This window comes from Gordonia sp. KTR9, from assembly GCF_000143885.2.
GTDB lineage: Bacteria > Actinomycetota > Actinomycetes > Mycobacteriales > Mycobacteriaceae > Gordonia.
In genome coordinates this window covers 755948-782340 of the sequence record NC_018581.1, presented here as the reverse complement: position 1 = coordinate 782340, position 26393 = coordinate 755948, and the positions used below count along the sequence as shown (strand labels likewise).

Annotated in this window: 25 protein-coding genes, 1 tRNA gene and 1 pseudogene; 11 read left to right on the top strand and 16 right to left on the bottom strand. The window is 63.6% G+C overall.

All coding sequences use genetic code 11. The features are described from left to right. Positions 1-11: 11 nt before the first annotated feature. Complete coding sequence (locus KTR9_RS04335) at positions 12-1100, bottom strand: aldo/keto reductase (RefSeq protein WP_014925379.1); 1089 nt, start codon at positions 1098-1100, stop codon at positions 12-14. A 47-nt stretch (positions 1101-1147) separates the two neighbouring features. Then, positions 1148-1582: a putative quinol monooxygenase gene (locus tag KTR9_RS26820; RefSeq protein WP_083888931.1), complete on the bottom strand. Its 435-nt coding sequence runs from the start codon at positions 1580-1582 to the stop codon at positions 1148-1150. Positions 1583-1729: 147 nt separating this feature from the next. On the opposite strand from KTR9_RS26820, the gene KTR9_RS04325 reads away from it, so the two are divergent. The 5 genes from KTR9_RS04325 to KTR9_RS28120 all read left to right on the top strand — a co-directional run bounded on the left by KTR9_RS04325 (position 1730) and on the right by KTR9_RS28120 (position 4573). Then, the gene (locus KTR9_RS04325; RefSeq protein ID WP_014925377.1) at positions 1730-2389 is read left to right on the top strand and encodes an RraA family protein; all 660 of its coding nucleotides are present in this window, start codon (positions 1730-1732) and stop codon (positions 2387-2389) included. Position 2390: 1 nt separating this feature from the next. Then, on the top strand, positions 2391-3044 hold the full coding sequence (locus KTR9_RS04320) for an RraA family protein (RefSeq protein ID WP_014925376.1): 654 nt from the start codon (positions 2391-2393) through the stop codon (positions 3042-3044). Then, positions 3041-3730 carry an RraA family protein gene (locus KTR9_RS04315; protein WP_014925375.1) on the top strand — a complete coding sequence of 230 codons (690 nt, stop codon included), beginning with the start codon at positions 3041-3043 and terminating at the stop codon, positions 3728-3730. The genes KTR9_RS04320 and KTR9_RS04315 overlap by 4 nt, the downstream gene beginning before the upstream one ends. Positions 3731-3807: 77 nt before the next feature. Beyond that, positions 3808-4122 carry a RidA family protein gene (locus tag KTR9_RS04310; protein ID WP_148281146.1) on the top strand — a complete coding sequence of 105 codons (315 nt, stop codon included), beginning with the start codon at positions 3808-3810 and terminating at the stop codon, positions 4120-4122. Positions 4123-4438: 316 nt separating this feature from the next. Continuing rightward, positions 4439-4573, top strand: coding sequence for a hypothetical protein (locus KTR9_RS28120; RefSeq protein WP_274518059.1), 135 nt, complete (start codon positions 4439-4441; stop codon positions 4571-4573). 1109 nt (positions 4574-5682) lie between these two features. On the opposite strand, the gene KTR9_RS04300 is transcribed toward KTR9_RS28120, so the two are convergent. From KTR9_RS04300 to KTR9_RS04280, 6 genes and pseudogenes are all read right to left on the bottom strand, one after another. Beyond that, complete coding sequence (locus KTR9_RS04300) at positions 5683-6477, bottom strand: enoyl-CoA hydratase/isomerase family protein (RefSeq protein WP_014925372.1); 795 nt, start codon at positions 6475-6477, stop codon at positions 5683-5685. Positions 6478-6662: 185 nt separating this feature from the next. After that, the gene (locus KTR9_RS04295) at positions 6663-8180 is read right to left on the bottom strand and encodes a TRAP transporter large permease (protein ID WP_014925371.1); all 1518 of its coding nucleotides are present in this window, start codon (positions 8178-8180) and stop codon (positions 6663-6665) included. Further along, on the bottom strand, positions 8177-8602 hold the full coding sequence (locus KTR9_RS28265; RefSeq protein WP_443134920.1) for a TRAP transporter small permease subunit: 426 nt from the start codon (positions 8600-8602) through the stop codon (positions 8177-8179). Before KTR9_RS28265 ends, KTR9_RS04295 begins: the two co-directional genes overlap by 4 nt. A 574-nt stretch (positions 8603-9176) precedes the next feature. Beyond that, a pseudogene (locus KTR9_RS28260) lies at positions 9177-9461 on the bottom strand (oxidoreductase); the annotation flags it as partial. Positions 9462-9624: 163 nt separating this feature from the next. After that, on the bottom strand, positions 9625-10602 hold the full coding sequence (locus tag KTR9_RS04285) for an IS481 family transposase (RefSeq protein ID WP_044505837.1): 978 nt from the start codon (positions 10600-10602) through the stop codon (positions 9625-9627). Between the two features lie 364 nt (positions 10603-10966). Next, the gene (locus KTR9_RS04280) at positions 10967-12199 is read right to left on the bottom strand and encodes a C4-dicarboxylate TRAP transporter substrate-binding protein (protein WP_148281145.1); all 1233 of its coding nucleotides are present in this window, start codon (positions 12197-12199) and stop codon (positions 10967-10969) included. Positions 12200-13034: 835 nt separating this feature from the next. Here KTR9_RS04280 and KTR9_RS28255 point away from each other — a divergent pair. Further along, a complete protein-coding gene (locus KTR9_RS28255) occupies positions 13035-13898 on the top strand; it encodes an IclR family transcriptional regulator (protein ID WP_443134919.1) in 864 nt (287 codons plus the stop codon). A 155-nt stretch (positions 13899-14053) separates the two neighbouring features. Here KTR9_RS28255 and KTR9_RS28250 read toward each other — a convergent pair whose 3' ends face one another. The 3 genes from KTR9_RS28250 to KTR9_RS04265 form a co-directional block, all read right to left on the bottom strand. Then, entirely contained in the window at positions 14054-14860 is an 807-nt protein-coding gene (locus KTR9_RS28250; RefSeq protein ID WP_014925365.1) for an IclR family transcriptional regulator, read from the bottom strand. A gap of 781 nt (positions 14861-15641) precedes the next feature. Continuing rightward, a tRNA-Thr gene (locus KTR9_RS04270) sits at positions 15642-15713 on the bottom strand. Positions 15714-15797: 84 nt separating this feature from the next. Continuing rightward, positions 15798-16184 carry a RidA family protein gene (locus KTR9_RS04265; RefSeq protein WP_014925364.1) on the bottom strand — a complete coding sequence of 129 codons (387 nt, stop codon included), beginning with the start codon at positions 16182-16184 and terminating at the stop codon, positions 15798-15800. 168 nt (positions 16185-16352) lie between these two features. Between KTR9_RS04265 and KTR9_RS04260 the strand changes: the two genes are divergently transcribed. The 4 genes from KTR9_RS04260 (at position 16353) to otsB (ending at position 20491) form a co-directional block, all read left to right on the top strand. Then, the gene (locus KTR9_RS04260; RefSeq protein WP_010842781.1) at positions 16353-17849 is read left to right on the top strand and encodes a threonine/serine ThrE exporter family protein; all 1497 of its coding nucleotides are present in this window, start codon (positions 16353-16355) and stop codon (positions 17847-17849) included. A 167-nt stretch (positions 17850-18016) separates the two neighbouring features. Continuing rightward, positions 18017-18178, top strand: a complete 162-nt coding sequence (locus KTR9_RS27695) for a hypothetical protein (RefSeq protein ID WP_010842782.1) — start codon at positions 18017-18019, stop codon at positions 18176-18178. A gap of 46 nt (positions 18179-18224) precedes the next feature. Continuing rightward, on the top strand, positions 18225-19712 hold the full coding sequence (locus tag KTR9_RS04255; RefSeq protein WP_148281246.1) for an alpha,alpha-trehalose-phosphate synthase (UDP-forming): 1488 nt from the start codon (positions 18225-18227) through the stop codon (positions 19710-19712). Then, a complete protein-coding gene (gene otsB, locus KTR9_RS04250) occupies positions 19709-20491 on the top strand; it encodes a trehalose-phosphatase (RefSeq protein WP_014925362.1) in 783 nt (260 codons plus the stop codon). Before KTR9_RS04255 ends, otsB begins: the two co-directional genes overlap by 4 nt. Here the strand turns inward: otsB and KTR9_RS04245 are convergent. From KTR9_RS04245 to KTR9_RS04235, 3 genes are read right to left on the bottom strand one after another with little or no spacing between them, the layout of a single operon-like run. After that, entirely contained in the window at positions 20488-21594 is a 1107-nt protein-coding gene (locus tag KTR9_RS04245) for a zinc-binding metallopeptidase family protein (protein WP_014925361.1), read from the bottom strand. The two genes, otsB and KTR9_RS04245, sit on opposite strands and share 4 nt — an antisense overlap. 5 nt (positions 21595-21599) lie before the next feature. Next, the gene (locus KTR9_RS04240) at positions 21600-22409 is read right to left on the bottom strand and encodes a transglutaminase-like domain-containing protein (RefSeq protein ID WP_010842786.1); all 810 of its coding nucleotides are present in this window, start codon (positions 22407-22409) and stop codon (positions 21600-21602) included. Between the two features lie 57 nt (positions 22410-22466). Further along, positions 22467-23594 (bottom strand): ROK family transcriptional regulator, encoded by a 1128-nt coding sequence (locus KTR9_RS04235; RefSeq protein ID WP_044505835.1) that lies wholly within the window; start codon positions 23592-23594, stop codon positions 22467-22469. 86 nt (positions 23595-23680) lie between these two features. Here KTR9_RS04235 and KTR9_RS04230 point away from each other — a divergent pair, with 86 nt between their 5' ends. Next, positions 23681-24445, top strand: a complete 765-nt coding sequence (locus KTR9_RS04230) for an SDR family NAD(P)-dependent oxidoreductase (protein ID WP_014925359.1) — start codon at positions 23681-23683, stop codon at positions 24443-24445. A 5-nt stretch (positions 24446-24450) separates the two neighbouring features. On the opposite strand, the gene KTR9_RS04225 is transcribed toward KTR9_RS04230, so the two are convergent. Continuing rightward, positions 24451-25707, bottom strand: a complete 1257-nt coding sequence (locus KTR9_RS04225) for a L,D-transpeptidase (RefSeq protein WP_035717420.1) — start codon at positions 25705-25707, stop codon at positions 24451-24453. A gap of 57 nt (positions 25708-25764) precedes the next feature. Further along, positions 25765-26376, bottom strand: a complete 612-nt coding sequence (locus KTR9_RS04220) for a helix-turn-helix domain-containing protein (protein WP_014925357.1) — start codon at positions 26374-26376, stop codon at positions 25765-25767. Positions 26377-26393: the final 17 nt, after the last annotated feature.

The following is a 26393-nucleotide window of genomic DNA, read 5'->3' as shown; positions in this document are numbered from 1 at the left end:
GACAGGAGTAGTCAGGCGCCCGAGCCCGGCTCGGACGGGGCCTGCCAGATGCGATGCAGTTCGGCCATCACATCGGCCGGCAGGGGCCCCTGCTCGACCGAGGTCACTGCCTGCTCGAGCTGGGAAATGTCGGAAAATCCGCCAAGCACAGTGACAAACCCCGGAGTGCTGAGTACGAAGCGGTACGCCAGATCGGCGATGGTGATCCCGGCCTGCTCGGCCACCGGTACGAATGCTGCTGCACGGCGCAATTCGCGGGCATAGTGCCCGTCGAACGGGAAACGGTCCTTCCATTCGGAGACCGAGGGAGGCGTGATGCCCGATTGCGCGGCGGTCGTGAGCACGCCGGCGGCCACCGGGCTGATAATCGAGACGGCGCAGTCATTGGCGGCCGCAAACTCGCAGAAGTGGTCGTATTCGACAAAGTTCTCTTCGACGTCGGCGAGGAAACCCTCACCCTTGCGGCCCGCCACTGGAGTTGGGTTGAGGAGATTCAGCGGTTGGTTGACGATGTCGAGCACTCCTGCGCCGATGAGTGCCCGCATCAGGTCCGGGTCGTTGTCCTGTCCACTGATCCCGAAACTCTTGATCAACCCGGACTTCTTGAGCTCGCGGATCGTCTGCCACGCACCGTTCTCACCCATGATCTCGTCGAAGGTCAGGTGCGGTAGGTCCTGCATCGGATCGTACGGGTCGCCGGGGTCGGCAGTCAGTGGGTGTAGCCGCTGGAAGTGCACACCGTTGTGAATCAGCAAGATGTCAATGCTGTCGCGACGCAGCCGCCGCAGACTGGCCTGCACCGATCGGCGGATGCACTGGCCGATGGACCCGGTCAGCAGATGCTCGGGGGTGATCGCAACCTTGGTGGTGATCACGGCGTCGTCGTACCCGGACAACGCATTGCCGAGATTGACTTCCGAACAGCCCATGCCGTAGATCGGCGAGGTATCGAAAGCATTCACGCCCAGACTCATCGCATGCTCCACTGCTGCACGCTGTTCGGCAGGACTGCTGTGGATCATGAGCCCAGCGGCGGTCCCCGCGCCGAAACTGACCTCCGACAGCTTCAATCCGGCTCCGTGAAGCTCGCGATACTGCATTAGTTGACCTCTCTGTTCATGCTGGGAACAAGTGCTGCAGGTACGTCTTAGGTGACCTCGTAGACGACCGTGTTCCAATCGGTCACGGTGCTGTGCATCGAAGACAGTGCACCGGTGGGCGCGATGAGTTCGATGCGGAAGGTGTCGACGCGTCCCGCGCGTAAGCCGTCCATCCGGTCGCGTAGCCGCCGCCGGGCCTTGGCCTGGAAGTGATCCTCGTAATCATCTGCGTCGGCGTAGACCTCATGCACCCAGACCAGTCCCGGATCCTCGGCGTCGGCCCCGACCAGAAACTGTTCTGGCACTCCAACACCCTCGACGCGAACCTCCAGGTCGAAATCGGCAAATGCCGACAGAGCCTGGTCCCGACGCCCTGGTATCACCGGTATCCGGTTGATAATGGCGATCCGACTCAGTGTGCTCACCTCATCCGTGTCGCGAACCTGCTGTGGGGTCCGGCAATTGCTGGCTGGAATCGACATTCGCACTGCTGAACAGATGGCGATAGTCCTCGTTCCGCCAGATGGATTTCACCGGCCCGGTTTCGGCTGACGGAACCTGTGCTCGCCATACCCGCTCGACGCGGCTTAGCGTTCGATCACCCTCAGAGAGAAGAAAGGTGGGTACCGGTGGTTCCCAAACTGTTTGAAGGACTCGACGCATGCGTTGTATCAGACGCACTCGACAGCCTCGGGGTCCCCGACCGAGTGGCCGATGGATTGTCTACCTCCTGGGAGGGCGGACGGGTCAGCGGAGCGGTGATCACCGTCGAACTCGCCACCATCACCTCCGCCCCCGACGTTGTACCCGTACATCTGGGTGCCCGCGCGATCACGGCAAGCCGCGGCGGTGAGGTGATCGTCGTCGACAACGGAGGCCGCACCGAGATGGGCAGCTGGGGTGGGCTGTTGACCCGTGCCGCACAACAGGCCGGAATCGCTGGAGTTGTCAGCGACGGTTCGGTCCGCGATCTGGACGAAGCGCGCGAGCTCCGGTTCCCGGTGTTCAGTCGCGGAGGCGCGGTTCGAACGGCCCGCGGGCGCATCCATGAGATCGCTACGGGAGGATCGATCAGCATCTGCGGGATCACCGTCGAGCCCGGCGACTGGGTCGTAGCCGACGGGAGCGGTGTTGTGTTCGTGCCTGCAGCACTGGCTACCGAAGTGGACCGAGTGGCCCGCGAGCTCACGGACCGAGAGGTCGGAATTCTCGGCCGGATCGAAGCAGGCGAGACCCTGGCCTCGGTGTTCGGCATCGATTATGAAGCGATGTTGGAAGGACAGCACTGATATGACCACGACACGCGTTACCCCCGTCTACGACGCGGTGACCATCGATCGGGCCCGACGGCTCGGTACAGCGACACTGCATGAGGCTGCCGGCCGAATCGGAGCCTTGCCCAGCGCGATCAGCGCGATCACCCCAGGACAAGACTTCGCCGGGCCCGCGGTCACGGTCTCCGGTCCGCCCGCCGACAACTTGTGGCTGCATCGCGGAATCGCGGCGGCAGATCTCGGTGAGATCCTACTGATCGAGGTGGGCGGCCACTTCGAATCCGGCTATTGGGGCGAGGTGATGGCGGTGGCCGCCCGCGCTCGCGGTGTGGCCGGTGTGGTCATCGATGGCTGCGTTCGGGACAGCGAAGCATTGGCGACCGTCGGAGTGCCGGTGTACGCCCGGGGCCTGTGCATCCGCGGCACTGACAAGGACCCCGATGGCAGGGGCGCCGTCAATGGGCCCGTGACTATCGGAGACGTGACAGTGCACTCGGGTGATCTGGTCGTCGGCGACGCCGACGGGGTTGTCGTGATCCCCGCCGGGGACGTCGACCACGTACTGGATGCGGCCCAGCAACGTATCGATCGCGAGGCCCAGATCATGGATGCACTCCGCCGCGGTGAGAACAGCATCGACCTGCTCAACCTCCCTAAGGAGAAGCCATGAACAATACAGCGACCAACCTCGACACCAACACCGAGGCCGGTGTTCCGACCCAACTGGCGAAGTATTCGACCTCTGCGATCTCCGACGCACTGGACCGATTCGGTATCCACGGACAGATGCTCGGCATCAAGCCGCTCGATCGCTCGTTCCGACTGGTAGGACGGGCCTTCACGGGTCGTTATCAGCCTGTCGGTGCCGGCGGCGGAACCGTCGGCGACTATATCGACGATGTGCCCGCAGGCAGTGTGGTGGTACTCGAGAACGGCGGTCGCGACGACGCCACCGTGTGGGGCGACATCCTCACCGCGGTTGCTCACCGACGAGGGCTGGCCGGGACCGTGATCGACGGGGTATGCCGCGACAGCGACCGTGCGCTGGAGGTCGGCTACCCGATCTTCAGCCGGGGCAACACCATGCGCACCGGCAAGGATCGCGTCACGCTGGCCTCTGTCGATGTGCCGGTCACCATAGATAACGTCCTCGTCCATCCCGGCGACATCCTCATCGGCGACTCTGACGGAGTGGTCGTCATTCCGGCGCCGCTGGAGGACGCAGTGCTGGACGCCGTCCGGGTCATCGAGGAAACCGAAGAACAGATCCGGGTAGCTGTGGAGTCCGGGGAACGACTCGACGACGCGCGACGACGCTTGGCTTATCACACGCTCCAGACCAAGGTCACAGAGTGACTCCGCGCGCGGTTCACGTGAAAGGACTTGACCACGGGACGAATCCGATTCCAGCGGCCGCACGGCGCGGCCCTCTGGTGGCTACAAGCAATGTGTTCGGTCGCCGAATCGGCGATGGCGAGCGACCGATCGCGGCCGCTGACGAGTTCCAGTTGGCCTTCGCCCATCTCGGAACGATTCTCACCACAGCTGGCGCAAGTCTGTCCGACCTGGTCAAGGTCGACGTACGGATCTCCGGTGCCGAGTACCGCGAACTGCTCAACGAGCAGTGGAAGCTGATCTTTCCCGATCCTGACGACCGTCCGGCGCGGCACGTGACCACGGGGGACGTCCCCGCTGGATTCCGTCTGCAGATCTCTGCGCTCGCATATGCGGTCGATACGACTTCCTAGACCGCCTTGAGGCCTCGATCCGCCGATGAATTCGCGGAGTCGGCGGCGTGCCCGGGCAAGATGGCATGTCTGAGTGACGCAGAGACTCGATCAGAGCTTCCTTGGTGGTCGTAGCGGAGGGAATTTCGTAGATGCGATCGTCGGGTCCTCCTGGCCTCCGGTACGTCAAACGCGCTCCACTGATCACAGGATGCAGGTCTGCTTTCAAGGGCGCAATCGGTCTGGCGGTGTAGGCGCGGGTCCGGTGGTCGGAGGTTCTGCACAGCCACCCCGGCCATCGACGTGGTGTGGTTCTGTTGCCGACAGGGTCTGCCGCATGGGTGTGACAGGAGTGACCGCCGCGGTGGGGATCAGCTGGAACAACGTCAACACCCTCGAGGTCTGGACTCCGGTAGAGATGCTGGCGACGCATCTCCCGTCTGTCCGGCGAGTGGATCCTCGGCGCCGGTAGGAGAAGTGGAACATGTTTGAGCTGAGGAAGATTCGAGTCTCGTTGCCGTACCGGACATCCAAACCCCTGCGGCCTACGGGCCCATCGCAGTTGAAACGATGGGCGTGTGGTGACGGCCCTTTTCAACGTCGTGCCCAGCGTCCTCACCACGGACCTCGGACACGTTTCATCCCACGGTTCGCGGGGAGAAGCGAGATGATCAGGATATGGCTCGGAGACACTGTTCGGAGTAGTTCCGGCAGAACGCCGTGGACTTGTACGAGTCGACCCAGGGGGTGCGAGGTATCGCTGCCGACCTGGGGAGACATCCACGTAGGCGCCGACCAGTGACGACTTCAGCCGGTACCTAGCACGTTTATCGACTGTTGCATGCGCCGTTTTGGCGGGGCGAGACGTGGCCGATCATATGCACTCCGAGCACGTGACAGATGCCTTGCGTGCGGCGCAGCACACGCAAGGATCATGCACTTCTATTTCGGCTCGATCTACACCAGCAAGGCCTACACCCCGGGTCATGCTCCGAAAACGGGGTAAACCGTCCATGGGAGCAGTAACCACCAGCGCTGACAGTACGATGGCCGAGGCGTTCACCCTCCACTTTCAACGCGAGATCGTTCACGATGAGCAGTTCTGGCCTGTCGAACTCGCCTGCCGGCACGACGTCTTCAGCTGGGTCGTATGATATGGCACACGCCGACGACACTGACGGCGGGGCCATCAATCACCACTCGCTTACGACACCCGTTGCGTTGCTCCACTTTTACGATTAAGAATGAGACCGACCCTGTGATCCGCCAGACGCGGCTGCAGTGAGCTCCTACTCATCGCACGGGTCCGGTGTGCTCGATATCGCAAGCACCACGGCGGTAGGAGTGCATGATTTGACCACTGTCGCTCCCGGGCACCCAACCGCAGCGACCTACGATCGTCGATTTGGTGTCGACCTCACAACCCGTAACCCCAGATGAACACCCATGCACTCCGCGGATTCTGCCATAGTGAGCCGGGTTGGGGAACCGCCGCGTCAGCCGCGCTTGGACACCGTACGACCACAATGCGCTCGCCGAATCAGCGAACGGGCAGTGCAAGTACGGGTGCCACGCCTGAGGTTACTGGAACTTCGGAGCTCGTCGTTCTTGAAACGCTGTCACGCCCTCACGAAAGTCTGGGTGCCCCGCACACTCTGCGAGCCAGAGCGCTTCTAGTTGAAGCTGCTCGGCAATTGGTGTGCGAGCGGCGCCATTCACCAACTTCTTGATGTTCTTCACGGCTACCCGGGGCAACTCTGACAGAGAACGAGCAAGATCCATGGTTGCCCGCTCGAGATCGACATCGGGCACCACCTGATCGACTAGTCCCCAACGCTCGGCAGCCTCGGCGTCCACGCGCTCGCCGAACATCAAAATCCGCTTCGCCATACGCTCACCGATCGCTCGTGTGAGCAGCCATCCCGTCGCATTGTCCGGGCTCAGTCCAACCTTCGAGTGCGCGAACAAGAAGGACGAACTCTCCCCGAAGACAACAAAATCCGCGGCTAGCGCTAGACCAGCGCCTCCTCCGGCTGCACAGCCGTTGACTTTAGCAACAACAGGCTGCGGCATCCGCTCCAGGATCTGGGGGAACTGATTCGCGTCGCGAACGACACGGCTCTCGAATTCAATTGCGGGGTCAATAGTCGGATCGTCCAATGACTTTTTGAAGTCGGCCAGATCTGCGCCGGCCATAAAATGCTTGCCATTGCCGTCGATCACAACCACGCGGACTTCGTCGCTGCGCTCGATAGAGCGAAGGATTGACAGCAACTGCGCAATAGAGTCGGGGGTAAGTGCATTTCCTGCGTTGGGACGGTTCAGCGTTATCCTCGCGATAGGACCTTCTCGCTCATACAAAACATCGGTTCCCATTGTAGACGGACTCCTTCTCGTTAGTGTCGAGCGCCTCTACTCTAGTAGCAGCACTGAATCGTTTGTTCGCTCAAGTTTCTCACAGTTGCAACGTAGTGTCTCACTGACCTCGGCATCAGCAGCTACACCTCACACCCCCGGACTAACAGGCCGACCTCACCTGCCCCATATAGACATCCGCCGAACTACTCGGCGATTGTGGCGGAGTTCGGCAACCAAGTAGCGATCTCCGGCACAAACATCATCAGGACCAACAGCCCTAGTCCAACCGCGATGAAGGGGATAACTCCACGGAATACATCCACAAGAGAGATCTCGCGGCCGAGGTTCACCTCAGGTTCCTGACTCAGCCTGTGGACGACATAGGTAAGAATTCCAACCGGCGGAGTTACCATTCCGATCTCTATCATCACGACCATAAAAATGCCGAACCAGATCATACTGATGTCGTAAGAGAGCAACACAGGGGTTAGTACGGGAACAGTCACAAGCATCATAGTGAGTCCATCCATGAACATACCCAATACCAAGAACAAGAGCATCAACAGGAGTAGAAGCGCTATTTTCCCGAGCCCGAGACCCAGAATCCAATCCGTCATCAGTCGGGCGACGCCAGTGATTGTCAGCAACCGCGTCAGAACAGTGACCGCAATCAATAGCAAGAAGATGGTTGCAACGGACGAAACCGTTTCGCGAAGTGCTTGAACGAGTGTGGACGTATAAGCTTTTATGCCATGCTTTCGGCCATATGAGACGAGCCCGTATATCAGCGTCGCAAATGATGCAAATGCCCCGGCTTCCGTCGGAGTGAACAAGCCAACGAGCAACCCGCCGACCACGATCACCATGAGAAGAATTAGCGGAGAAGCCACTCCAAGGGAGGCAACGCGGTCACCCCAACTAGCTTTCTCGGCCCTGGATGGTGGGGCCGCGCTCGGATCAAGCCGGGCCCAGACCAGAATTAGGGCAGCATACGCTACGGCAAGTATGAGACCAGGAATAATCCCTGCGACCAACTGCGAGCCGATCGATACCTGGGCGACGCCAGCAAATATTACCAGCGTTATGCTTGGCGGTATTATCTGTCCTAGCGTACCCGCCATCGCTACGGTCGCCGTCGCGATCGAAGGTTTGTACCCAGCGCGCATCATTTCCGGTAGGGCCATACGACCCAACGCATATGAAATACCAATCGTGCTGCCACTAACCGTGGCCAACCCAGCGCCTGACACGTTAGTAGCGACAGCCAGACCACCGGGGAGCCGGCCAAACCACTTGTTCGCGGCATCGAAAAGCCCGTCAGTGAGCCCAAATCGCCAGAGCGCCACCCCCATAAAGATGAACATCGGAATCACGCTCAACGTCCATCCAGCAACCGCGCCGAAGGGCGTTTGCTCAGCGGTAACCATCAAGACGTTTATCCCGCCCGTCTGCCATAGTCCCAAGAATCCCGCTACGAGCATGGCGATGGCGACGTGCACCCCGATGGCAAGCAGTAGCACCATCAGGATCAGTGAAAGGAATCCGACCGTTTCACGGTCGATGTCCGCGCTCACTATGATCACGGCCAACACCAAGGCGGGGATGGCAAGACTAAGGAATAGGGCGTCCCAGAGCTTGTTCTTCTTTGGACGCGGTACCGACTTCTGGCGGGGAGTCCCTTCTGCCACTTCAGGACCTTGCTGAGCATTCTTGATCTTCATCGTTTTGTCACCTGAGACTCTGGCGTACCGGCGGATGCGAACGAGCGAAGAAATTGCAGAAATAGTAGAATGAACCCAAGAAGCATCACGAATTTCATAGGCCACACCGGTAGCGCGACAATACCTGTTGTAGTCTGGTCTATTTCAAATGATCGAACTGCCTCGTTGAAAGACGCGTAAATGAGAACCGCCGTCGCGACCATGGCCACGAGCAGAGAAGATGCGGTAGCAATTCTCAACAACGTCGGACTCAATCGGTCACTAACCAGAGTCACTCGTATATGCTCATTCCGAGCCTGGGCGAATCCTAGGCCGAGAAATACAATTAAGGGCATCCATATCGTGCTTACGAGAGCGTTCGTTCCATCCAGCGGTTGGCCCGTTAACACTCGTAGGACTACATCCGCCGTAATATTCAGCATCAGCAGTAGCACAGCCGCGCCAGCTATCGCTGCCAATCCGTTCGTAACGACTTGAAGTAGTTTCATGAACTAGCCTTCCCGCGAAGTGACGTGCCGAAGATACAATTCTCGGGCGATCAGACGTTTATCGATCCATCACTGCGCCTGATCACTGTCGCATGCAGTCCAGCGCGACGGTAACAACTAGTTCCAACAGTTGGAACTAGTTGGCCATTGCCTGGATAGACGTTACTGACTCAATCTTAGGCCCTTAGGCGGCGGCACCCTAGACCTACCCGGTGGGGCCGAGGACGACGCGCCTGACCGGAAACCACGGCGGCACCGTCAGGGTCCGACTCTCGGACCAGTACGATCGAGCGCTGCGGATGCGCCATGAGCGCTTGGCTCATGAACCGCGGGCGACCTCTGGCCATCGGTCCTCACGAAAGCACCCAAATTGCCGTCTTCAGGCGCGCAGAGATCGTCAGTCGTCGTACGATATTCGAGGATCTTGTCATCGCCGATCTCCTCGCGCACCTCCTGAATAATGCGACGTACGAACAGCGTCCGATCCTGTCTGCATCGATCCGATCTGTCATAAGGTCCTAGGCGTTAGCGCTCGCTGGATCAAGTATCCGTGCGCGCCATGCACTTCGATTCCGCCGAGACCTACGTCCATATAGAAGCAGGCAACGCTACGGTACGCGCGGATCACCTGCTCAACCTCGTCATCGGTGATCCTGTGCCCGCCCTCACCCTCAGCCGTCCAGCAGTCCGAGAGGCCCCACAGTGGCCGACGGTGCGGGTCAGAGAAGGTCTGCCCGAAAATCCCCAAATGTGTCACTTGCGAGATCAAGACTGCACCTGTGAATTTCACTGCCCGTACGAGCTCAGACTATCGCGTGGCGAGCATTCGCGAGGGGTCATTCATCGGGTCGGGAAACAGAGATTGGGTAACGATCATACCGACACCTCCCTCGCCACGTCGGCGTAGGTACTCGATGTACGGTGCGGGGTCACGGTCCAACTGGCGGAACTGCGCACTAGCTGTAAGACCCGGGCAGGTTGTGAACGTGTAGGCGTTCGATCGGGGTGAGTCCGCCGATACCGCTGTGGGCTCGGTGGTGATTGTAGTGGTGCAGCCAGTCGTCGTAGGTGGCTGTGCGGGCGGTCTCTGAGCTGTAGAACTCGGCGTAGGCCCATTCCGAGGCCAGGGTGCGATTGAAGCGCTCGACCTTGCCGTTGGTTTGCGGACGGTAGGGACGGGTCTTCTTGTGCTTGATCTCGACGCCGAGAGATTCCGCGAAAACCTTTGATCGGTAACACGATCCGTTGTCGGTCATCACTCGCCGCACGGTGATGCCGTGCCCTTGGAAGAAGGCCGTGGCCCGGTCCCAGAACTGCGCGGCGGTCTCTTTGCGTTCGTCGGTGAGGATCTCCGAGTACGCCAGCCGGGAATGGTCATCGACGGCGTGGTGCAAGTACGCGTACCCCGGGCGGTGTTTCTTGTTGTGCCGGTTGCCGATCGTACGCCCGAGTTTGCGGTGCCCACCGCCTTCAGGGATGCGGCCGAGCTTCTTGATGTCGACGTGGATCAGGTCGCCGGGAGCGTCGTGTTCGTAGCGGCGTGGCGGGGTCCGGCGTACCGGAAGACCGGTGGCCTGATCCAAGTGACGCAACAGCGGCATCCGATACCGGCGCAACACCGCCTCAACGGTCGATCTCGCCAGCCGCAGGTGCGCGGCGATACGTGCAGCGCCCCAGCGACGGACAAACCGCAGCTTGATGATTCGACGTTCACGGCGCACCGCAAGTCGGGTGGGTGAGCGGCGGGGGCGGCTGGAGTGATCTGCCATGCCGGCCTCACCGGTCTGCCGGTAGCGGTCAGCCCACTTCTTGGCGGTCGCGGTGGAGCAGTTGAATCGTTCCGCGGCTCGTCGCAGAGGCCAACCCTGGTCGACGACGCACTGAGCCAGGGCCAGACGGCCACGTTCGGTGAGAAAAGCATTACGGTGGGTCAGGAGGGCCTCTTGGTGATCGGCGTGTGTGTGGTAACCACATCGATACCGGAGGCCCTCACCTGTTGACCGGAACCACGCCGTTCACAACCTCCCCAAGAGTTACAACTAGCGCCGTGGGCTGTGATCACGGCTCGACTAGGCAACTTCTTGCCGCGAATCTCCAGAGAGGCGAAAAAGGTGAGGGAAGGGCATACCCAAAGCTCCTTGGTGAAATCACGTCAGCCACTCAGCCGACTTCTGCTTGACGCTCCGAGGTCGCGCTCAACGCCATTCTCGTGCAACGGCATCGAACGCTCACCCGGCTTCTTCACATCGCGAACGTCATCGGAAAGACTTCGAAGCTAGGCGAATAGGCCCGGAGAAATTACTTCGCCACCTGCTCGTACACTTGATTGATCCGTTCACGGAACCCGTCTAGCGGAACATCCGCCGGGTCCAGAGATCCGTCCAGAACCGTGGCCCCGCTCGAATCGATACCTTGTTCATCAGTCAGGTAGGAACGCCAGCTAGACTGCATCGCCCGATAGTCGGACATGAACGCCGCGGGATCAGCAATGCCTTCGGGCGCCTCTTGCTCCATCTGACCAACGTGCGCCTCTTGATGATTACGCAAGGTAGTCACCACATCTTCTCCGGGCGTAAGAATCTGAACTCCAGCCTCAGATAGCGCGGCATGGCTCGCAAGACGCCCCTCGAAGTAACCGACCGCCCACCCGGCCGATGCCTCGTAGAGGATCTTCTGAGCGTCTTTCGGCAGACGATCCCAGGCATTTTTGCTTATCACAAGGTTTTGCATCGAAGTCGTAGAGAAGGGAACGGTGGTGTAGTGCTTGGCGACCTCATCCATGCCGCTGTCCACAATCGACTCGGGAGTCCCTAGAAAACAGTCGAAGATTCCTTGCTGCAGTCCTTGATAAGACTCATTCAACGAAATATTCACTGGAGTCATCCCAAGCGCTTTTATTTCCTCTTCCCACACCCCTCCGGAACTGCGCACCTTCAGACCGTTCAGATCGTCCAGAGTGTCGACTGGCTCACTGCATAGCAGCCCGTATGGATCACTCTGCATCGGGACCAGCAAGTGAACACCGTGAGCCTCATAGTCGGCCTGCACCTCGGGCGAATTCATGATTTCTTCAATATGGGCGCCGCTAGTGGCAAGCGGACCGACAGGGAACTCCGCCTCCTCCCCCGGGTCTCCTCTGAAGAACTCATCTACCCATGCGCCCACTGGGTACTCCTCAGGATAGAAAGGCGGATAAACCAACGCTACGTCAGCCACGCCTCCGGTCAAGCCCCCGGGAACCTCCGCAATGGGGAGCAGACTGCTACTCCAGTAAGGTTCGAATGTGATCTTGCCATCCGTAGCTTCGTCCACTTCAGATGCAAAATCTTTGTAGGGCATTGCTAGAATCGAACCCTCAGGCGATGGATGGGTATAAGTCAAAGTCACCGGATCCATCTCGGCCAACGAGTCGGCAGCTCCGGCACCTCCGGCCGATGAGCACCCCGCGGCTATCAGCATGGCCATCGATACAGACATGCCTACCGCCACCCGGCCAGCTGCCCTCTCGAACCAACGCTTCTCTGTGCTCACCTTGCATACTCCATTCAGCTCTTATGGATGTGATATCGAGCACACTACACACGAGGCTTGGCACAACAAGGTCGAGTTCCGCAGGGTTGAACGCAACCCGTTGCAATGGCAGTCGGACCGCCGGGTCAGTCAGGACACCGAGCCAACATTCTTTACAGATCGTGGTACGCCGGCCTGAATCCCCCTGTCCTACTTCAGAACAACCAGGGTCTCACCTTCGGTCCGAGGCGAGAGAGAATGCCGGTGCACAGCCTTCACCACGGCGCCTGGGCGATCAGATGCATATATCCGGCCAACCGCAGAACAGTGGCCGGAGACGATTGACAACAATGAATCAGAGCCTGCTGGGCGCCAAGAGGTTACCCCCGAAGTCGCAGCGGACAGCGATGTTTCGGCCTACCAGTTTCACGGCCTAGCGCGACATTCTGGCAGCCGCACACGCAGCCGTCGCTCCAGCTATCACCGAACAGCTGACTCTTCGCGTCCACGATGCCTCGGCACAACATCTGTGTATGCTGAATCCTCCGGTCGACCCATCGATTCCGCCGATTGGAACGATCGCTGGTGCCGCGGATTCATTCGTGTATCACACAACACCCGCCCGGGAGTAAGTCTGAGCGTGACTCTTGCTTGGCGGCAGTCGATCACTGACAACCCCGCGTCGACCGCCACTCTCCAACCCTCGAGTTCTGGATTGAGAGGCAGCTTACTAAGATGCTCTTATCAACGCCCTTGCCCTTGCGCGTGACCATGAGTAGCATACCGAGCAAATCCTTGACTATATTTCGTTTTCGGCGCACGGCGTAGCTAGTTATAAAGAGCTTTGTCGACCGATGTGCCGTATTTCAAATTATTCTTGAGTTGCGTACCATCAGAGAAGTCGACCGACGTCGGACCAAGTTCAATTGCTACGAGACTTGGGCCTGCTCGGCCAAAGGGGGACGGAGTGCCTGATTCTGGTAGTCGGACGGTGGGACGGATCGCCAAGCTACTCGAAGCTGTCGTCCTGAGTGACGAGCCACAACGACTTGTGGAGATCGTAAGCGCGCTTGACGCTCCTTCATCGTCCGTTCATCTGCTCCTACAAGAGCTGAGGAAATCTGGTCTGGTCGAAATGTTCAGTGATAAACGCTACGGACCCGGACCCGCGCTGATTTCGCTGGCCTTCCAGGTTGTCTCGAGAGAACACATAGTCGACTTGGCGCAACCATATATGGAACAACTGATGCGGCGGGCCGGAGAGGATGTCTACCTCGCTCGACCGGACAACGGGTCAATGATCTATGTGAATCGGGTCCGGTCTAGCGGTGGCCTTAGTCTGGATATTCCCCTTGGGAGTCCCCGCCCCTTGCATGCAACGTCGGTGGGGCAACTCTATCTGGCTTTTTCTCCGGAAGCCCGCGCAAGAATTTGGGACGCGGTTCCCCTGACGCCAATAACTGATCGGACCTTGACGAGCCGAGAGTCTCTCGAAGTCCGTCTCGCCGAGGTGGCTAACCGTGGCTGGGCCTGGACTGATCGGGAGAACCATCGTGGTGTTGTTGCGATCGCAGCGCCGGTATGGAATCGGGACGGAAAGTTCTTGGCAGCGATTTCAGTATCAATGAGTAACCCTAGTTCGTGGAGTCAGATCGACGAGATGGCGGAATTCTTGACGGCTGCCTGCGATCAATTATCAGCGGAACTACGGGGAGCTTAGTTGACCACCGACCCAAGCTGACACAGCCAAGAAGCAGGACCATCAATTTGTCGTGTCAGCGCCCAAATGGTTTGCGGCCAAGTGGTTTTTCAGCTACCTAAGCGACCCGCTGACCACGAACAATCAGCTATACCAATACAAAGTTCAAAGTGACGTTACGACACCCGACTGAGGTGTGCCGTGTAGGCGCCATTCGAGGTGGACAACAGCTTCTTCTCGATCGCTGCAGCCGTCCCGCGAAGCGCCTGCGTGGCCTGCTGCTGCTGAGCCGCAAGATCGTGGGAGCATACCGACAGTGCGGCAACGACGGCACCGTCTTCACTGGTTATAGGCACACCTAATGCCTGAAGCTTGGAACGGGTCCAGTGACACGCCAATTCATCGGTTGCTATTTTCGACAATTCGCGCTGCACGCGCGCCGAGTTAGCAATAGTTCCCAAAGCTTCTTCGCATTCCCTCTCGGGCGCAAGCGCAAGGAGGACCTTGCCTGCCGCTGTCCCAAGCGCCGGATAGCGTCCACCCGGCGCCATGGAGAGCCCAAGTGTCGCTCGCCCCGAAATCGAGTTGACGATGAATACGTCGGAATTCACCAGAACACTGAGATGGACCGCGAACTTCGTTGAAGCGTGAAGCTCAGCCATGAGGGGAAGGGACAACTCCCGGAGCCGACGGGGCAACGAGGCCTGCGCACCGAGTTCAAACATGCGAAATCCGAGTCGGTATCCGAGGTCTGTCCTCTCGACGGCACCCTGCGATGCCAATTGAGCGCAGAGTCGATGAAGACTGCCCTTCGGAAGACCGGTCCGCTTGGCGAGGCTGGCGAGTGACACGCTAGACCGATTGTCGTCCAGCGCTGCGAGTACCAAAAACGCGCGCGCGATCACGCTCCGGTCTTCGGCCGCACTGTCGACAGGTGCCTCGGACGCCGACTCACTAGCAAGTCGATCTAGAGAACATGACATAACGCCCTCGCAGACTATTCGTAATGATGGAGACGTCCACAGCTTACTGGAAGTGAGACCTTCATCCCAGTCGTCTCACTAGTTTGACAGACCAGTGGATTGCTGAGATGATACCGGACCGTCGAGTCCATCGGCGTGGACAGAGGCGGGCTCGGCGAGCGCGAGACGAGTATCACCATGATCGCCGTCCACGGGACGTGGTTCATCAGGTTTCACGCCGGCTGGGGCGGCCGCTGGTCGTCCAGACCATGCGGATGTATCCACTGAAGTGAGGGGTCGGGGCCGGTGCCAAGCCGGTTTTGATCGAGCAACCTCCGCGTCCGATGTGATCGCTCAGCGGAAGCGTCTCGCGGACTCGATGGGCGGACAGTCAGATCGCCGAGTTCGGCTGCTCGGTGTTTGCCAGTGCAACCAGGCGGATGTCTCCAGTTCCACGAAGATTATCCCGTCCGCGATCTTCGACGCTCGATCGGTCAGCTCGCGTGCAGCCCGATCGCACACCCGGTTGACGCTCCGTTGAGCGTGTGACTCGAATCCTCGCAGGTCGATACTCGCTCGCGGAGTGCGATCAACTCGGCGTGCGGCACGCCTACCGGCGCCGTTCTCCGACGGCCGCATGATCAGCGTGTTCTCTCGACCCAATCGCGCAACGTTGCCTGACGAGGATCCGCACGGATTTGGTTGCGACCTGTCACTTTCGTCGACATCGAGCAGCTCGTTGAGCATCGCCATCGGTGAGCAAGATGGCGAAGATCGCCGCTCAGCGGCCGTCTCAGAATTGAGCCCCCTGACGGGTTCGAACCGTCGACCGCTCGCTTACAAGGCGAGTGCTCTACCACTGAGCTAAGGAGGCGCGCCAGGGAAGCATGCGCCAGGAGAGTATATCGGCTCACGCGGCCCCTTGTTTCACAGGCACCAGTCGGCCCACCAGTCCCGGTTACGCCCTGATCGCGGCCACCGCCTCGATCTCCACCAGCTGTTCGTCGTAGGCGAGAACCGAGACGCCCAGCAGGCTGCCTGCCGGCTTGTGGTCGCCGAAGGCCTCGGTCACCGCGTCCCACGCGACCACCAGATCGGCCTGCAGGTGCTCGGCGACGAAGACGGTGATCTTGGCGACGTCGCGCAGTGTGGCGCCGGACTCGACCAGTGCGGCCTCGAGATTCTTCATGCACTGCACGGCCTGTTCGCGAACGTTCCCGGGAGCGACGGTCGCGCCGTCGGCGTCGATGGGCGCCGCGCCGGCGGTGAAGACGAGACTTCCGGGACTCACCGTGGCGCTGCGGGTGTGACCGTCTCGGGGACCGTTGATCTGCACGGAGGACATGCCGCGATCGTAGACGAGCGGCCCCGGCCACCACCGCTGCCGACTCCTGCACCGACCCTGCCCGTGCCGCCCGGACGGTGGAGGTGTATCCAGTCTCCTGTCAGGGTTGAACCGGCCGGGTGTCGGTTACCCCGCGAGCACTCCACCATCGACCCGAGGAGGCCTTGCGTGCGCGAACAGATCGGCCGTGTCCTGCGTCGGCTCAGCGGCAGCCGGCAGGCGACGATCGACACCATCGAACCCGGCAGCATCATGGTGTCGCCGCGCAAGCCGATCGAACCGTTCGACGTCGCGGCCATCACCGAGGTCCTCGACCTCGCCACGAAGATCGGTGCCGTGCTACTCGACTCGGGCACCGGGGCCATCGACACCCAGACACAGATCAAGTTCGTCGCCGGGGTGTACGGCCTCGAAGACGTCGATGTCGACGTCACCTACAACACGATCGTGGTCAGTGCCCGGCGCGGTGCGACGCTCCCGCCCATCACGACGATGGAGCAGGTCTACTACCGCTCGATGGACTTCACGCGGCTCGCACAGGTCGACCGGCTGGTCCGTCGCATCCGCGATTCGTTCATCAGCCCGTCCACCGCGCATCAGATGGTCGACGAGATCATCACGGCACCCCACCCCTATCCGCACTGGCTGGCCACGACCGCCTGGGGAATCATGGCGTCGGGCATCGCGGTGCTGCTCGGTGGCCAGTATCTCGTCGCCGCGCTGGCCTTCGCGACCACCGTGGTGACGGTCAGCATCAACCGCCGCCTCAACCGCATCGGGACCCCCGTGTTCTTCCAGCAGGTCCTCGGCGGGTTCGTGGCCGTCGTCCCCGCCGCCCTCGTCTTCGCCGCGGCCGAACGGCTCGGGGTCCAGATCGCGCCCTCGCAGGTCATCGCGGCCGGCATCGTCGTCCTGCTGTCCGGGCTGTCGCTGGTCGGCTCGGTACAGGACGCGATCACCGGCGCGCCCATCACGGGGGTGGCCCGCTTCTTCGAGTTGCTGCTGATGACCGGCGGCATCATCGCCGGCGTCGGCGTCGCGATCCGAATCCTGGAGGCGGGGGGCATCTACCTCCCGACCATCACCACGACGACCAGCTTCGAGGTCGTCGAACTCCCCATCCGGGTGGTCGCCGGCGCGGTGGCCGCCTGTGCCTATGCGCTGGCCAGCTACGCCGAGACGCGCGCGCTCGGGGTGGCGTTCCTCGGCGGCTTCATCGGCACCGCCGTGGCGGCCGCGTCGACCTTCACCGACATCGGCGACGTCATCGCCAACGGTCTCGCGGCGGCGTTCGTCGGCCTGATCGGCGGCCTGCTGGCACGCCGTGCGCTGACGCCACCGCTCGTCGTGGCGGTGGCCGGCATCACCCCGCTGCTACCGGGTCTCGCGGTGTATCGCGGTCTCTACGGCATTCTCGGCGATCAGACGCTCGACGGCTTCACCTGGATCGCGAACGCGCTGGCCATCGGCTGCGCTCTCGCCGCGGGCGTCACCCTGGGCGAGTTCGTCGCCCGGTCGCTGCGACGTCCCCAGCTGCCTCCCCGACCGGACTGGCGACTCCGCCGCCGGATCGCGCTGCGCGAGGATCGCGAGGCCCGTCAGGCGCACGCCAACGCCCGCCGGGGCCGACCGAACCGCCGGCGACCACCGACGCCGCGACTCTGACGCGAGGCGGGTGACCGTGAACCCCCGCGATGCCCGGGTAGAATACGGAGTCGGGCGTGTCCTCGGACGGCAGCGTGGCATCACCAGGAGTCCGGGGACGCCGCACCACCGCGCCGGCTGACATCGCGCGCCGAACGCACACCATGCCGCACAACGAGGGGACTCACATGCCCGCGAAGACGACCGACATCGCCGACGAAGAACTGGAACCCGTGGCCGACGAGACCGCCAACTCGGCGCGCCGCGTCGTCGCCGCGTACGCGACCGACGCCGACGAATGCCGGATGCTGTTCGCCATGCTGGGGATCGCGCCGGGCGAGAACGCCTGACCAGGTGGCTCCGCGAGCAGGAGAAACCCACCCCGACGCCGACGGCGTGACCGGGACCGACCGGAACACCCACGACGGGGCGGAGTTCGTCGTCGTCGCGAACCGGCTGCCCGTCGACAAAGAGGTCCTTCCCGACGGCACCGTCAACTGGAAGCGGAGTCCGGGGGGACTCGTGACCGCGCTCGAGCCGATCCTGCGCGCCAACACCGGGGCCTGGGTCGGATGGTCGGGGATTCCCGACTCCGACGACAACCCCGACATCGAGGGCATCGACATCCACGCGGTCCCGCTCTCGACGCAGGAGATCGCCGAGTACTACGAGGGCTTCTCCAACGCCACGCTGTGGCCGCTCTACCACGACGTCATCGTCAAACCCGAGTACCACCGCGAATGGTGGAACGCCTACGTCGAGGTCAACCGGCGGTTCGCCGAGGCGGCGTCGAAGGCCGCCGGCGAGGGCGCGGTCGTCTGGGTGCAGGACTACCAGCTCCAGCTGGTGCCCAAGATGCTGCGGATGCTCCGACCCGATGTGAAGATCGGCTTCTTCCTGCACATCCCGTTCCCGCCGGTCGAACTGTTCATGCAGATGCCGTGGCGGACCGAGATCGTCGAGGGCCTCCTCGGCGCCGACCTCATCGGCTTCCATCTGCCGGGCGGGGCGCAGAACTTCCTCTTCCTGGCCCGGCGCCTCGCCGGTCAGGCGACGAGCAAGGGCACGGTCGGCGTGCGCTCGCGTTTCGGCGTGGTGCAGGTCGGGTTCCGGACCGTGCGCGTCGGCGCGTTCCCCATCTCGATCGAGTCCGGCGAGCTCGACGCCCAGTCCAAGACCCGCAAGATCCGGGAACGGGCCGCCGAGATCCGCCGCGAACTGGGCAATCCGAAGACGATCATGCTCGGCGTCGACCGGCTCGACTACACCAAGGGCATCGACGTCCGGCTCAAGGCCATCTCGGAGCTGCTGGCCGAGAAGCGGCTCGAGCCCGCCGACACGGTGATGCTGCAGCTCGCGACGCCGAGCCGGGAACGCGTCGAGAGCTACAAGCAGATGCGCGCCGGCATCGAGCAACTCGTCGGGAACATCAACGGCACGTACGCGAGCGTGGGACAGCCCGTGGTGCAGTACCTGCATCGTCCGGTGCCCCGCGAAGAACTGCTCGCCTTCTTCGTGGCAGCCGACGTCATGCTGGTCACGCCGCTGCGTGACGGCATGAATCTCGTCGCCAAGGAGTACGTGGCCTGCCGGGGCGATCTGGGCGGCGCGCTCGTGCTCAGCGAGTTCACCGGCGCGGCAGCGGAACTGCGTTCGGCCTACCAGGCCAATCCGTACGACCTCGACGGCGTGAAGGACGCGATCGAGGCCGCCGTCGAACAGAGCGAACACGAGGGCAGGCGACGCATGCGCGCGCTGCGGAGGCAGGTTCTCGCCCACGACGTCACGAAGTGGGCCGAGAGCTTCCTCGGCACACTCGGCGCCGACTCCGACACCGAGCTGTCGGCCAATCGGGGCGTCCACCTGGTGGACGAACCGGAGTGAGCGACAACGGGATTCCCGCCGAGCTCACCGAGGCGCTGACGCGGGCCGCCGGCGTCGGGGTGCTGCTCGTGGCGAGCGACTACGACGGATGTGTCTCGCCGATCGTGTCGCGGCCCGAGGACGCCGTTCCCCTCCCCGCGTCGATCGACGCGCTCACCGCCGCCGCCGCGCTGCCGGACACCGTCGTCGCAGTCGTGTCCGGCCGCGAGCGCGCCGTGCTCGCGGCACTGTCCGGCCTCACCGCCCCGGTGGTGCTGGTCGGCAGTCACGGCAGCGAGTTCGAATCCGGGTTCGCGGTCGAGGTCACCGACGAGGCCCGCGCGTTGCTCAACCGGCTGATCGACGAGTTGTCCTCCATCGCAGCCGAATTCCCGGACAGCACAGTCGAGGTCAAACCGGCCAGCACCGTGCTGCACGTGCGCAACGCGTCCGAGACGGACGCCGTCTCCGCGCTCGACCGTGCGCGCACCGGCCCGGCCGCCTGGCCGGGCGTGCACGTGACCGAAGGCAAGGCCGTTCTCGAACTCGCGGTGATCGAGACCAGCAAGGGTCACGCGCTCGACACCCTGCGCGGGGCCATCGGCGCCGACGCGGTCATCTACCTCGGCGACGACGTCACCGACGAGAAGGCCTTCGCCCACCTCCGCCCGGGGTCCGGCGACGTCGGCATCAAGGTCGGCGAGGGCGACACCGCCGCCGAATACCGCATCGCCGACACCGACGACGTGGCAACGGTTCTCGCGTTCGTCGCCGAACAGCGGGCACGCGCGGCCGACTAGGCCGGCATCGCGACGAGCGGGTCCGTGGCCACCGCCCGGCGGGCACTCTCGCGGATCACCTCGTGCACGAAACCGAGTTTGCGTACGACCGGTTCGGGGATCGTGAACGGGTACAGCGGCCGGCGCCCCATCGCCACGTTCACCCTGTTCAGCATGAGCGACAACCACTTCCAGTCGTAGAGCAGACGCTCGATCGGCTCGTCGGCGTACGACCGGAGCGGCACGATGTCGCGCTCCATGGTGAACCGGACCTGCTGGGCATCGAGATTGAGCCCGGATTCCCGGGCGGTGTCGATGGTTCCGGTGATGTGCAGGTAGTGCGCGAAGCACTCGGCGAAGTCCTCCCACGGGTGCATCGTGGCGTACTCGGAGATGTACGAATCGTGCCAGTTCTCTGGTGCCCCGAACCGGTAGTGCCGCGTGATCGCGTCGGCGTAGCTCGCGCGTTCGTCCCCGAACAGGTCCCGGCAGCGCTCGAGGTACCGGTCGGCGCCCGGGCCGGTTTCGACGAGGACGTGTTCGAAGTAGTGACCCGTCTCGTGCCGGAAGTGACCGAGCATCGTGCGGTACTGCTCGCCGAGGTCGACCCGTAGCCGCTCACGATACGCATCCTGGGTCTCGGCGAGGTCGATGGTCACCACACCACCCGCGTGACCGATCATCACCGGCCTGCCGAGGGTCTGACTCGACAGCAGATCGAACGCCAGGCCGCCGTCGGTGCGCCAGAACGGCTCCACCGGCAAGCCGAGATCGACGAGTTGATAGATCAGCAGCCGCAGGTCGAAGGACGCCGGGGCGAGCTTCTCGAGCGCGATGGTGTCCTCGGCGTCGGGCTGACGCCGGATCAGCGACTCCGGGAAGCAGCGTCCGCGCAGTCCGATGCTGTCGTCGGCGACCTCGGCCGGGGTCAGCCAGTTGCAATGGGTCCGGTCCCACAACGAGCATCGGACCCACCGGATGCCATCGATCTCGACCCCGTCCGCCGAGACCGCGTACAACGACCGTGACGGGAGGTGCACGCCGACGGTCGTCCCGCAGTTCGGGCAGGTCTGACGGTCGAAGCCGGACAACGCATTACAAACCGGACAGGTGAGCGCATGCACGCGGCTCAGCCTATCCGGATGCGCGCATTCCCGTCGTCGATCGGAAGGTCCCCCCGTACCGTCGCCGTCACCTCGTAGGAGTTGAGGTTGATCGAACCGCGATGGTTGTCGAGGAATGCGGTGTCGGCGGCGTCGCGGCCGGTCGAGATCCGCACGAGGCTCTGCCGTGGGGCCAGTCCGGTCGCGTCGACCGACACCCATTCGCCGTCCACGATCGCCTCGGCGACGGCATGGAAATCCATCGGCGAACATCCGGGCGCGTAGACCGCGACGAGCCGCGCCGGGATGTTGAGGGCCCGCAGGAGCGCGACGACGAGATGCGCATAGTCGCGGCACACGCCCGCACCGGCGAGCAGGGTGTCGGCGGCACCGTCGATGGGGTCACTCGCGCCGGGGATGTAGCTGAGCCGGTCCGACACGTAGGCGGCGACCTGCCGCAGGATCTCGCCGTCGGGCAGCGACGAGTCGAACTGACCTGCCGCGAACCCGAAGAACTTGTCGCACTCGGCATATCGGCTCGGACGGAGATAGGTCGAACGGTCGGTGACGTCGACGGGCAGCGGGTCGGCGGGGGTGAGCACCGACGCCCAGTAGTCGATGGTCAGGACGCCCCGCTCGAGCTGCAACCGGTGGATGCGGGAGCCGTGCTGCCCGATCATCTCCTCCGGGGTGACCGACCGGCCGTCGAATTCGACCTTGAGTTCCTCCTCCAGTTGGAGTCCGGGCAGTCGGGCGACGGTGATCTGCATCTCCAGTTCGGTGGGGTCGTCGACCCGCACCTCGAGCCGTGCGGACACATCGCGGGGCAGCGTCATGGACTCACCGTAGGGGATGCGCGCGACAACGGCAGCGGCAGGCGGTCGGGTGACCGGTCACAAGGTCGCCATCGCCGCGACCGGATCCGCGTAGATGACACTGAGCGCCACCACGATCGCCGCGCTCTCCTGCACCCGCACACCGAACCTCGAGGGCGCGATCTCCAGCGGCCACGTGAGCGTCGTGGCTTCGTCGAAGGCCGCCTGCACCGGCGCGAGCCCGTGCGGGTGCGCGGCGAACGCGTCGCCGGCGACGACGATGGCGTCGGGATTGATCACGTCCCGGATGAGCGCGACCGACTCACCGAGGACGCGGGCGCGTTCGTCGACGATCCGGGGCGACGTGGGACTGATCCCGAGACGACGGGCCGCCGCCTCCGCGGCGTCGTCGCCGATGACGTTCTGCAATCGGACCCGGGTGAGTCCCGGCGCGAGCACGGGCGCCGTGACCGGCAGGTGGGCGATGGTGCCCGCCCCGCGTTCCGGCACATGCACCCGGCCGTCGAGAGTCATTGCCATCCCTGCTGTTTCACGTGCGTAGAAGAACAACCCGGAGCCCCCGTCGTCACGCGGGTGGGTCAGCAGCAGCTCGGCGGCGGCCATCGCCTCGACGTGCTCGCACACCGACACCGGGGTGTCGAGGTGTTCGGCAAGTGTTGCGCCCACGCTGAGTTGATGCCAGCCCAGGACCCGATGATTCACCACACCGGTCTCGGCGTCGACCGCACCGCCGACGGCGACGCCACCCCACAGCACCCGACGCCCGCTGAAGCGTGCGGCGAGTTCGGCGAGCAGTGCGCAGAGGTGCCGCAGGGCGTCCTCCTGGTCACCGGTCGGCGTGAGCACCGCATGGCTGTGCAACGTTCGTCCGCCGAGGTCGGCGATGGCGAGCACGGTTCGCCGTGCACCGATGTGCATCCCGGCAACACACAGCGAGTCACGGTCGAGGGTCAGCGGATTCTTCGGTCTGCCAATCGATTTCGGCCCCGCCAGGTCGGGTCGTTCGACGATGAGGCCATGAGCGGCGAGTGCGTGCACCTGACGGTTGATGGTGGCCGGCGACAGGCCCGTCGTCGACGCGAGCTGATCCCGGGTCACCGGCCCACCGACCCGGATCGCGTGCAGGACCGCCGCCGCCGGGGTGGAGGTCAGTTGCAGCGCCGCCGGGATGACTCCCCCACGCATGCGATGAATGTAGCAGCGCCGCGGGGTCGCCGAGGCGTGCCGACGGGCTGCGCGGCGGCCTTGCGGGCATCCGTAAGGTTGAGCCCATGAGCACCGACACTGCCCCTCAGTCGACGGACAGCCGACCGATCGCCGTGGTCACCGGCGCGAGTTCGGGTATCGGCGCGGCCACCGCGCGGCAGCTCGCCACGCAGGGTTACCACGTGGTGCTCGGCGCCCGCCGGCTCGATCGGGTGACGGCACTCGCCGACGAGATCGGCGGCACGGGAAGACAACTCGACGTCACCGACGACGAGTCCGTCGCGGCGTTCGTCGCCGGGCTCGACACGGTGAACGTGCTCGTGAACAACGCCGGCGGCGCGAAGGGCCTGGACCCGGTCGCGACCGCCGACCTCGACGACTGGCGCTGGATGTGGGAGACCAACGTCCTGGGCAGTCTGCGGGTCACCAAGGCCCTGCTCCCCTCACTCGTCGCCTCGGGTGACGGTCTGATCGTCTCGGTCACGTCGATCGCGGCGTTCGAGGCCTACGACAACGGCGCCGGGTACACGTCGGCGAAGCACGCCCAGGGCGTCGCCCACCGGACGCTGCGCTATGAACTCCTCGGGAAGCCGGTACGGCTCACCGAGATCGCCCCGGGCATGGTCGAGACCGACTTCTCACTCGTCCGTTTCGAGGGCGATCGGGAACGCGCCGACGCGGTCTACGCGGGGCTCACGCCGCTGGTCGCCGAGGACGTGGCCGAGGTCATCGGGTTCGTCGCGTCCCGCCCGCCCCACGTCAATCTGGATCAGATCATCCTCAAGCCGCGCGACCAGGCCTCGGCCCGGAGGAACATCAAGACGGGGTAGTGCGGTCAGCGCGGCGCCGGCGCATTCGAGGTGGGCGCCCCGCTCGGCGTCGCAGGGACCGAGGTCTCCCGGACCTCACCCTTGACGGCGGACATCCCCTGCCACGTCTCCCAGTCGTAGATCCAGTCGTAGATGTCGCCGTCGGCCTCCGACAACGCGATCCGTGTCCCGGTGACCTCCACCGGGTCGCCGTACACCGCGACCCCGAAGTAGCGTTCGGCGTCGGACTCGGACAGGTTGATGCACCCGTTGGTGACGTTGGCCGAACCCTGGACGTTCACGGTCGCGGGGTTGGCGTGGATGAACTCGCCGTTGTTGGAGATCCGCACGGCCCAGCGTTCCCTGATGTTGAAGTAGCCCGCGGCCGGGTTGCTCATGAAGAACTCTTCGTACTTCTCGGTCACCACGTGGATGCCGGAGCGGGTGACGTTGCGGTCGAGATCGCCGCCGCCGTAACTGCACGGCAGGGCCATCAGCTCGACGCCGTCGCGGAGCACGACGATCCGGTGCGAGGACTCCTCGGCCTTCACCACCTGCGCGCGCCCGATGGAGAAATCGCTGGTCACATCGGCCGCCCCGTAGGCCCCGCCGCCGTGGTCGAGCCCGTAGAGCTTGGCGACCATGCTGACCTTGGTGCCGGGGGCGAAGTACTCGCGCGGCCGCCAGTGCACGCGGGAGCCGTTGTCCTCGCCGAGCCACGCCCACGACCCCTCGGTCGGCGGAGTGGTGGTGACCGTCAGCGCACGTTCGACGGCCTCTTTGTCCTCGACCGTGCCGTCGAACTTCAGGATGATCGGCGCCGCGATGCCGACCTCCTGCCCGTCGCCGATGTTGACGACGACGTTCACCTGACTCGACGGTGTCAGGGTGGTGAACGTCCCGGCGACCGGCACGACCTTGCGATCGAGACCCACCGCCGTTCCGCTCCAGGTGTATTCGGTGCCGTAGCCGAGCGGCTCGCCGATCGTGTAGCTCGTCCGGTCCGCCGACAGCTGCCCCTTCACCACGACTCCGCGCGGGTTGGTCAGTTTCACGTCGGGATTGAGGAACCCGTCGGTGGCCTTCACCGAGAACTCGGTCGTCGGGCCGGCCGGTTCGGCGTCGAGAGCGGGGGTGAAGGTCAGGCGGACCGGGGGATCGGCCGGCGTGTCCTCACCGGGGCCGAGGCCGGAGCCCGAGCAGGCCGCCACCGCGACCCCGAGCGCCCCGACCCCGGCCGCGGCGAGCACGGAGCGTCGGTTCACCGAGGTCTGAGGAGTCATCACCGCAACAACAGTACCGATGCGGCGCCTCGCATCGGTGGTGTGCGGGCCGCGGGGTCAGGCGCCCGGGGTGCCCGCGGCGTCGGCGTCGCGCGCCGCGGTGCCGGTCCGCACGGACGGCAGGTGGGCCCGCTCGCCGGCATGGTCCATCATCGACAGCACCTCCGCCGGACCCTCGTACGAGCAGATCGCGTGCGGGATCATCGTCGAGAACTCCGCGGCGTCGCCCTCGGGTACGAGGACGGTGCGGTCGCCCAGCCACAGCTTCACCGTTCCCGACAACACCGTGAACCACTCGTAGCCGGGGTGAACACGCAGCTCACCGACGGGTTGCTCACGGTCGAAGCGCATCTTGGCGACGGTCACGCCCTGCGGCGCGTTCTCGCGCGAGAGCAGCCACATCGTCATCCCCTCCACCGTGTGCGGCTGGGGCCGGATCACGACATCGGTGTCATCGGCGGGTTCGACCAGCTGGTCAAGGGTCGTGCCCAGCGCGCGGGCGATCGGCACGAGCTGGTCGAGCGCCACCCGCCGGTGCCCGGTCTCGATCCGGCTGAGGGTGGACGGCGACAGGTAGCACCGGGCGGCGAGGGCATCGAGTGTCCAGCCCCTCGCGATCCGGAGTCCGCGAATGCGCTGGCGGACGACAGCATCGAGTTCTTGCGTCATTGGCAAGATAGTATGCC

What these genes read in the sequence shown, in the direction of transcription:
- KTR9_RS04240 (WP_010842786.1), bottom strand. Translation starts at nt 22,409, where the DNA reads ATGACGCTGCCCCGCGATGTGTCCGCACGGCTCGAGGTGCGGGTCGAC.
- KTR9_RS04315 (WP_014925375.1), top strand. Translation starts at nt 3,041, where the DNA reads ATGAACAATACAGCGACCAACCTCGACACCAACACCGAGGCCGGTGTT.
- KTR9_RS28250 (WP_014925365.1), bottom strand. Translation starts at nt 14,860, where the DNA reads ATGTCATGTTCTCTAGATCGACTTGCTAGTGAGTCGGCGTCCGAGGCA.
- KTR9_RS04230 (WP_014925359.1), top strand. Translation starts at nt 23,681, where the DNA reads ATGAGCACCGACACTGCCCCTCAGTCGACGGACAGCCGACCGATCGCC.
- KTR9_RS28120 (WP_274518059.1), top strand. Translation starts at nt 4,439, where the DNA reads ATGGGTGTGACAGGAGTGACCGCCGCGGTGGGGATCAGCTGGAACAAC.
- KTR9_RS26820 (WP_083888931.1), bottom strand. Translation starts at nt 1,582, where the DNA reads ATGTCGATTCCAGCCAGCAATTGCCGGACCCCACAGCAGGTTCGCGAC.
- KTR9_RS04295 (WP_014925371.1), bottom strand. Translation starts at nt 8,180, where the DNA reads ATGAAGATCAAGAATGCTCAGCAAGGTCCTGAAGTGGCAGAAGGGACT.
- KTR9_RS04300 (WP_014925372.1), bottom strand. Translation starts at nt 6,477, where the DNA reads ATGGGAACCGATGTTTTGTATGAGCGAGAAGGTCCTATCGCGAGGATA.
- KTR9_RS04235 (WP_044505835.1), bottom strand. Translation starts at nt 23,594, where the DNA reads ATGCGTGGGGGAGTCATCCCGGCGGCGCTGCAACTGACCTCCACCCCG.
- KTR9_RS04220 (WP_014925357.1), bottom strand. Translation starts at nt 26,376, where the DNA reads ATGACGCAAGAACTCGATGCTGTCGTCCGCCAGCGCATTCGCGGACTC.
- KTR9_RS28265 (WP_443134920.1), bottom strand. Translation starts at nt 8,602, where the DNA reads ATGCTGAATATTACGGCGGATGTAGTCCTACGAGTGTTAACGGGCCAA.
- KTR9_RS04225 (WP_035717420.1), bottom strand. Translation starts at nt 25,707, where the DNA reads ATGACTCCTCAGACCTCGGTGAACCGACGCTCCGTGCTCGCCGCGGCC.
- KTR9_RS04335 (WP_014925379.1), bottom strand. Translation starts at nt 1,100, where the DNA reads ATGCAGTATCGCGAGCTTCACGGAGCCGGATTGAAGCTGTCGGAGGTC.
- KTR9_RS27695 (WP_010842782.1), top strand. Translation starts at nt 18,017, where the DNA reads ATGCCCGCGAAGACGACCGACATCGCCGACGAAGAACTGGAACCCGTG.
- KTR9_RS04265 (WP_014925364.1), bottom strand. Translation starts at nt 16,184, where the DNA reads ATGTCCTCCGTGCAGATCAACGGTCCCCGAGACGGTCACACCCGCAGC.
- KTR9_RS04320 (WP_014925376.1), top strand. Translation starts at nt 2,391, where the DNA reads ATGACCACGACACGCGTTACCCCCGTCTACGACGCGGTGACCATCGAT.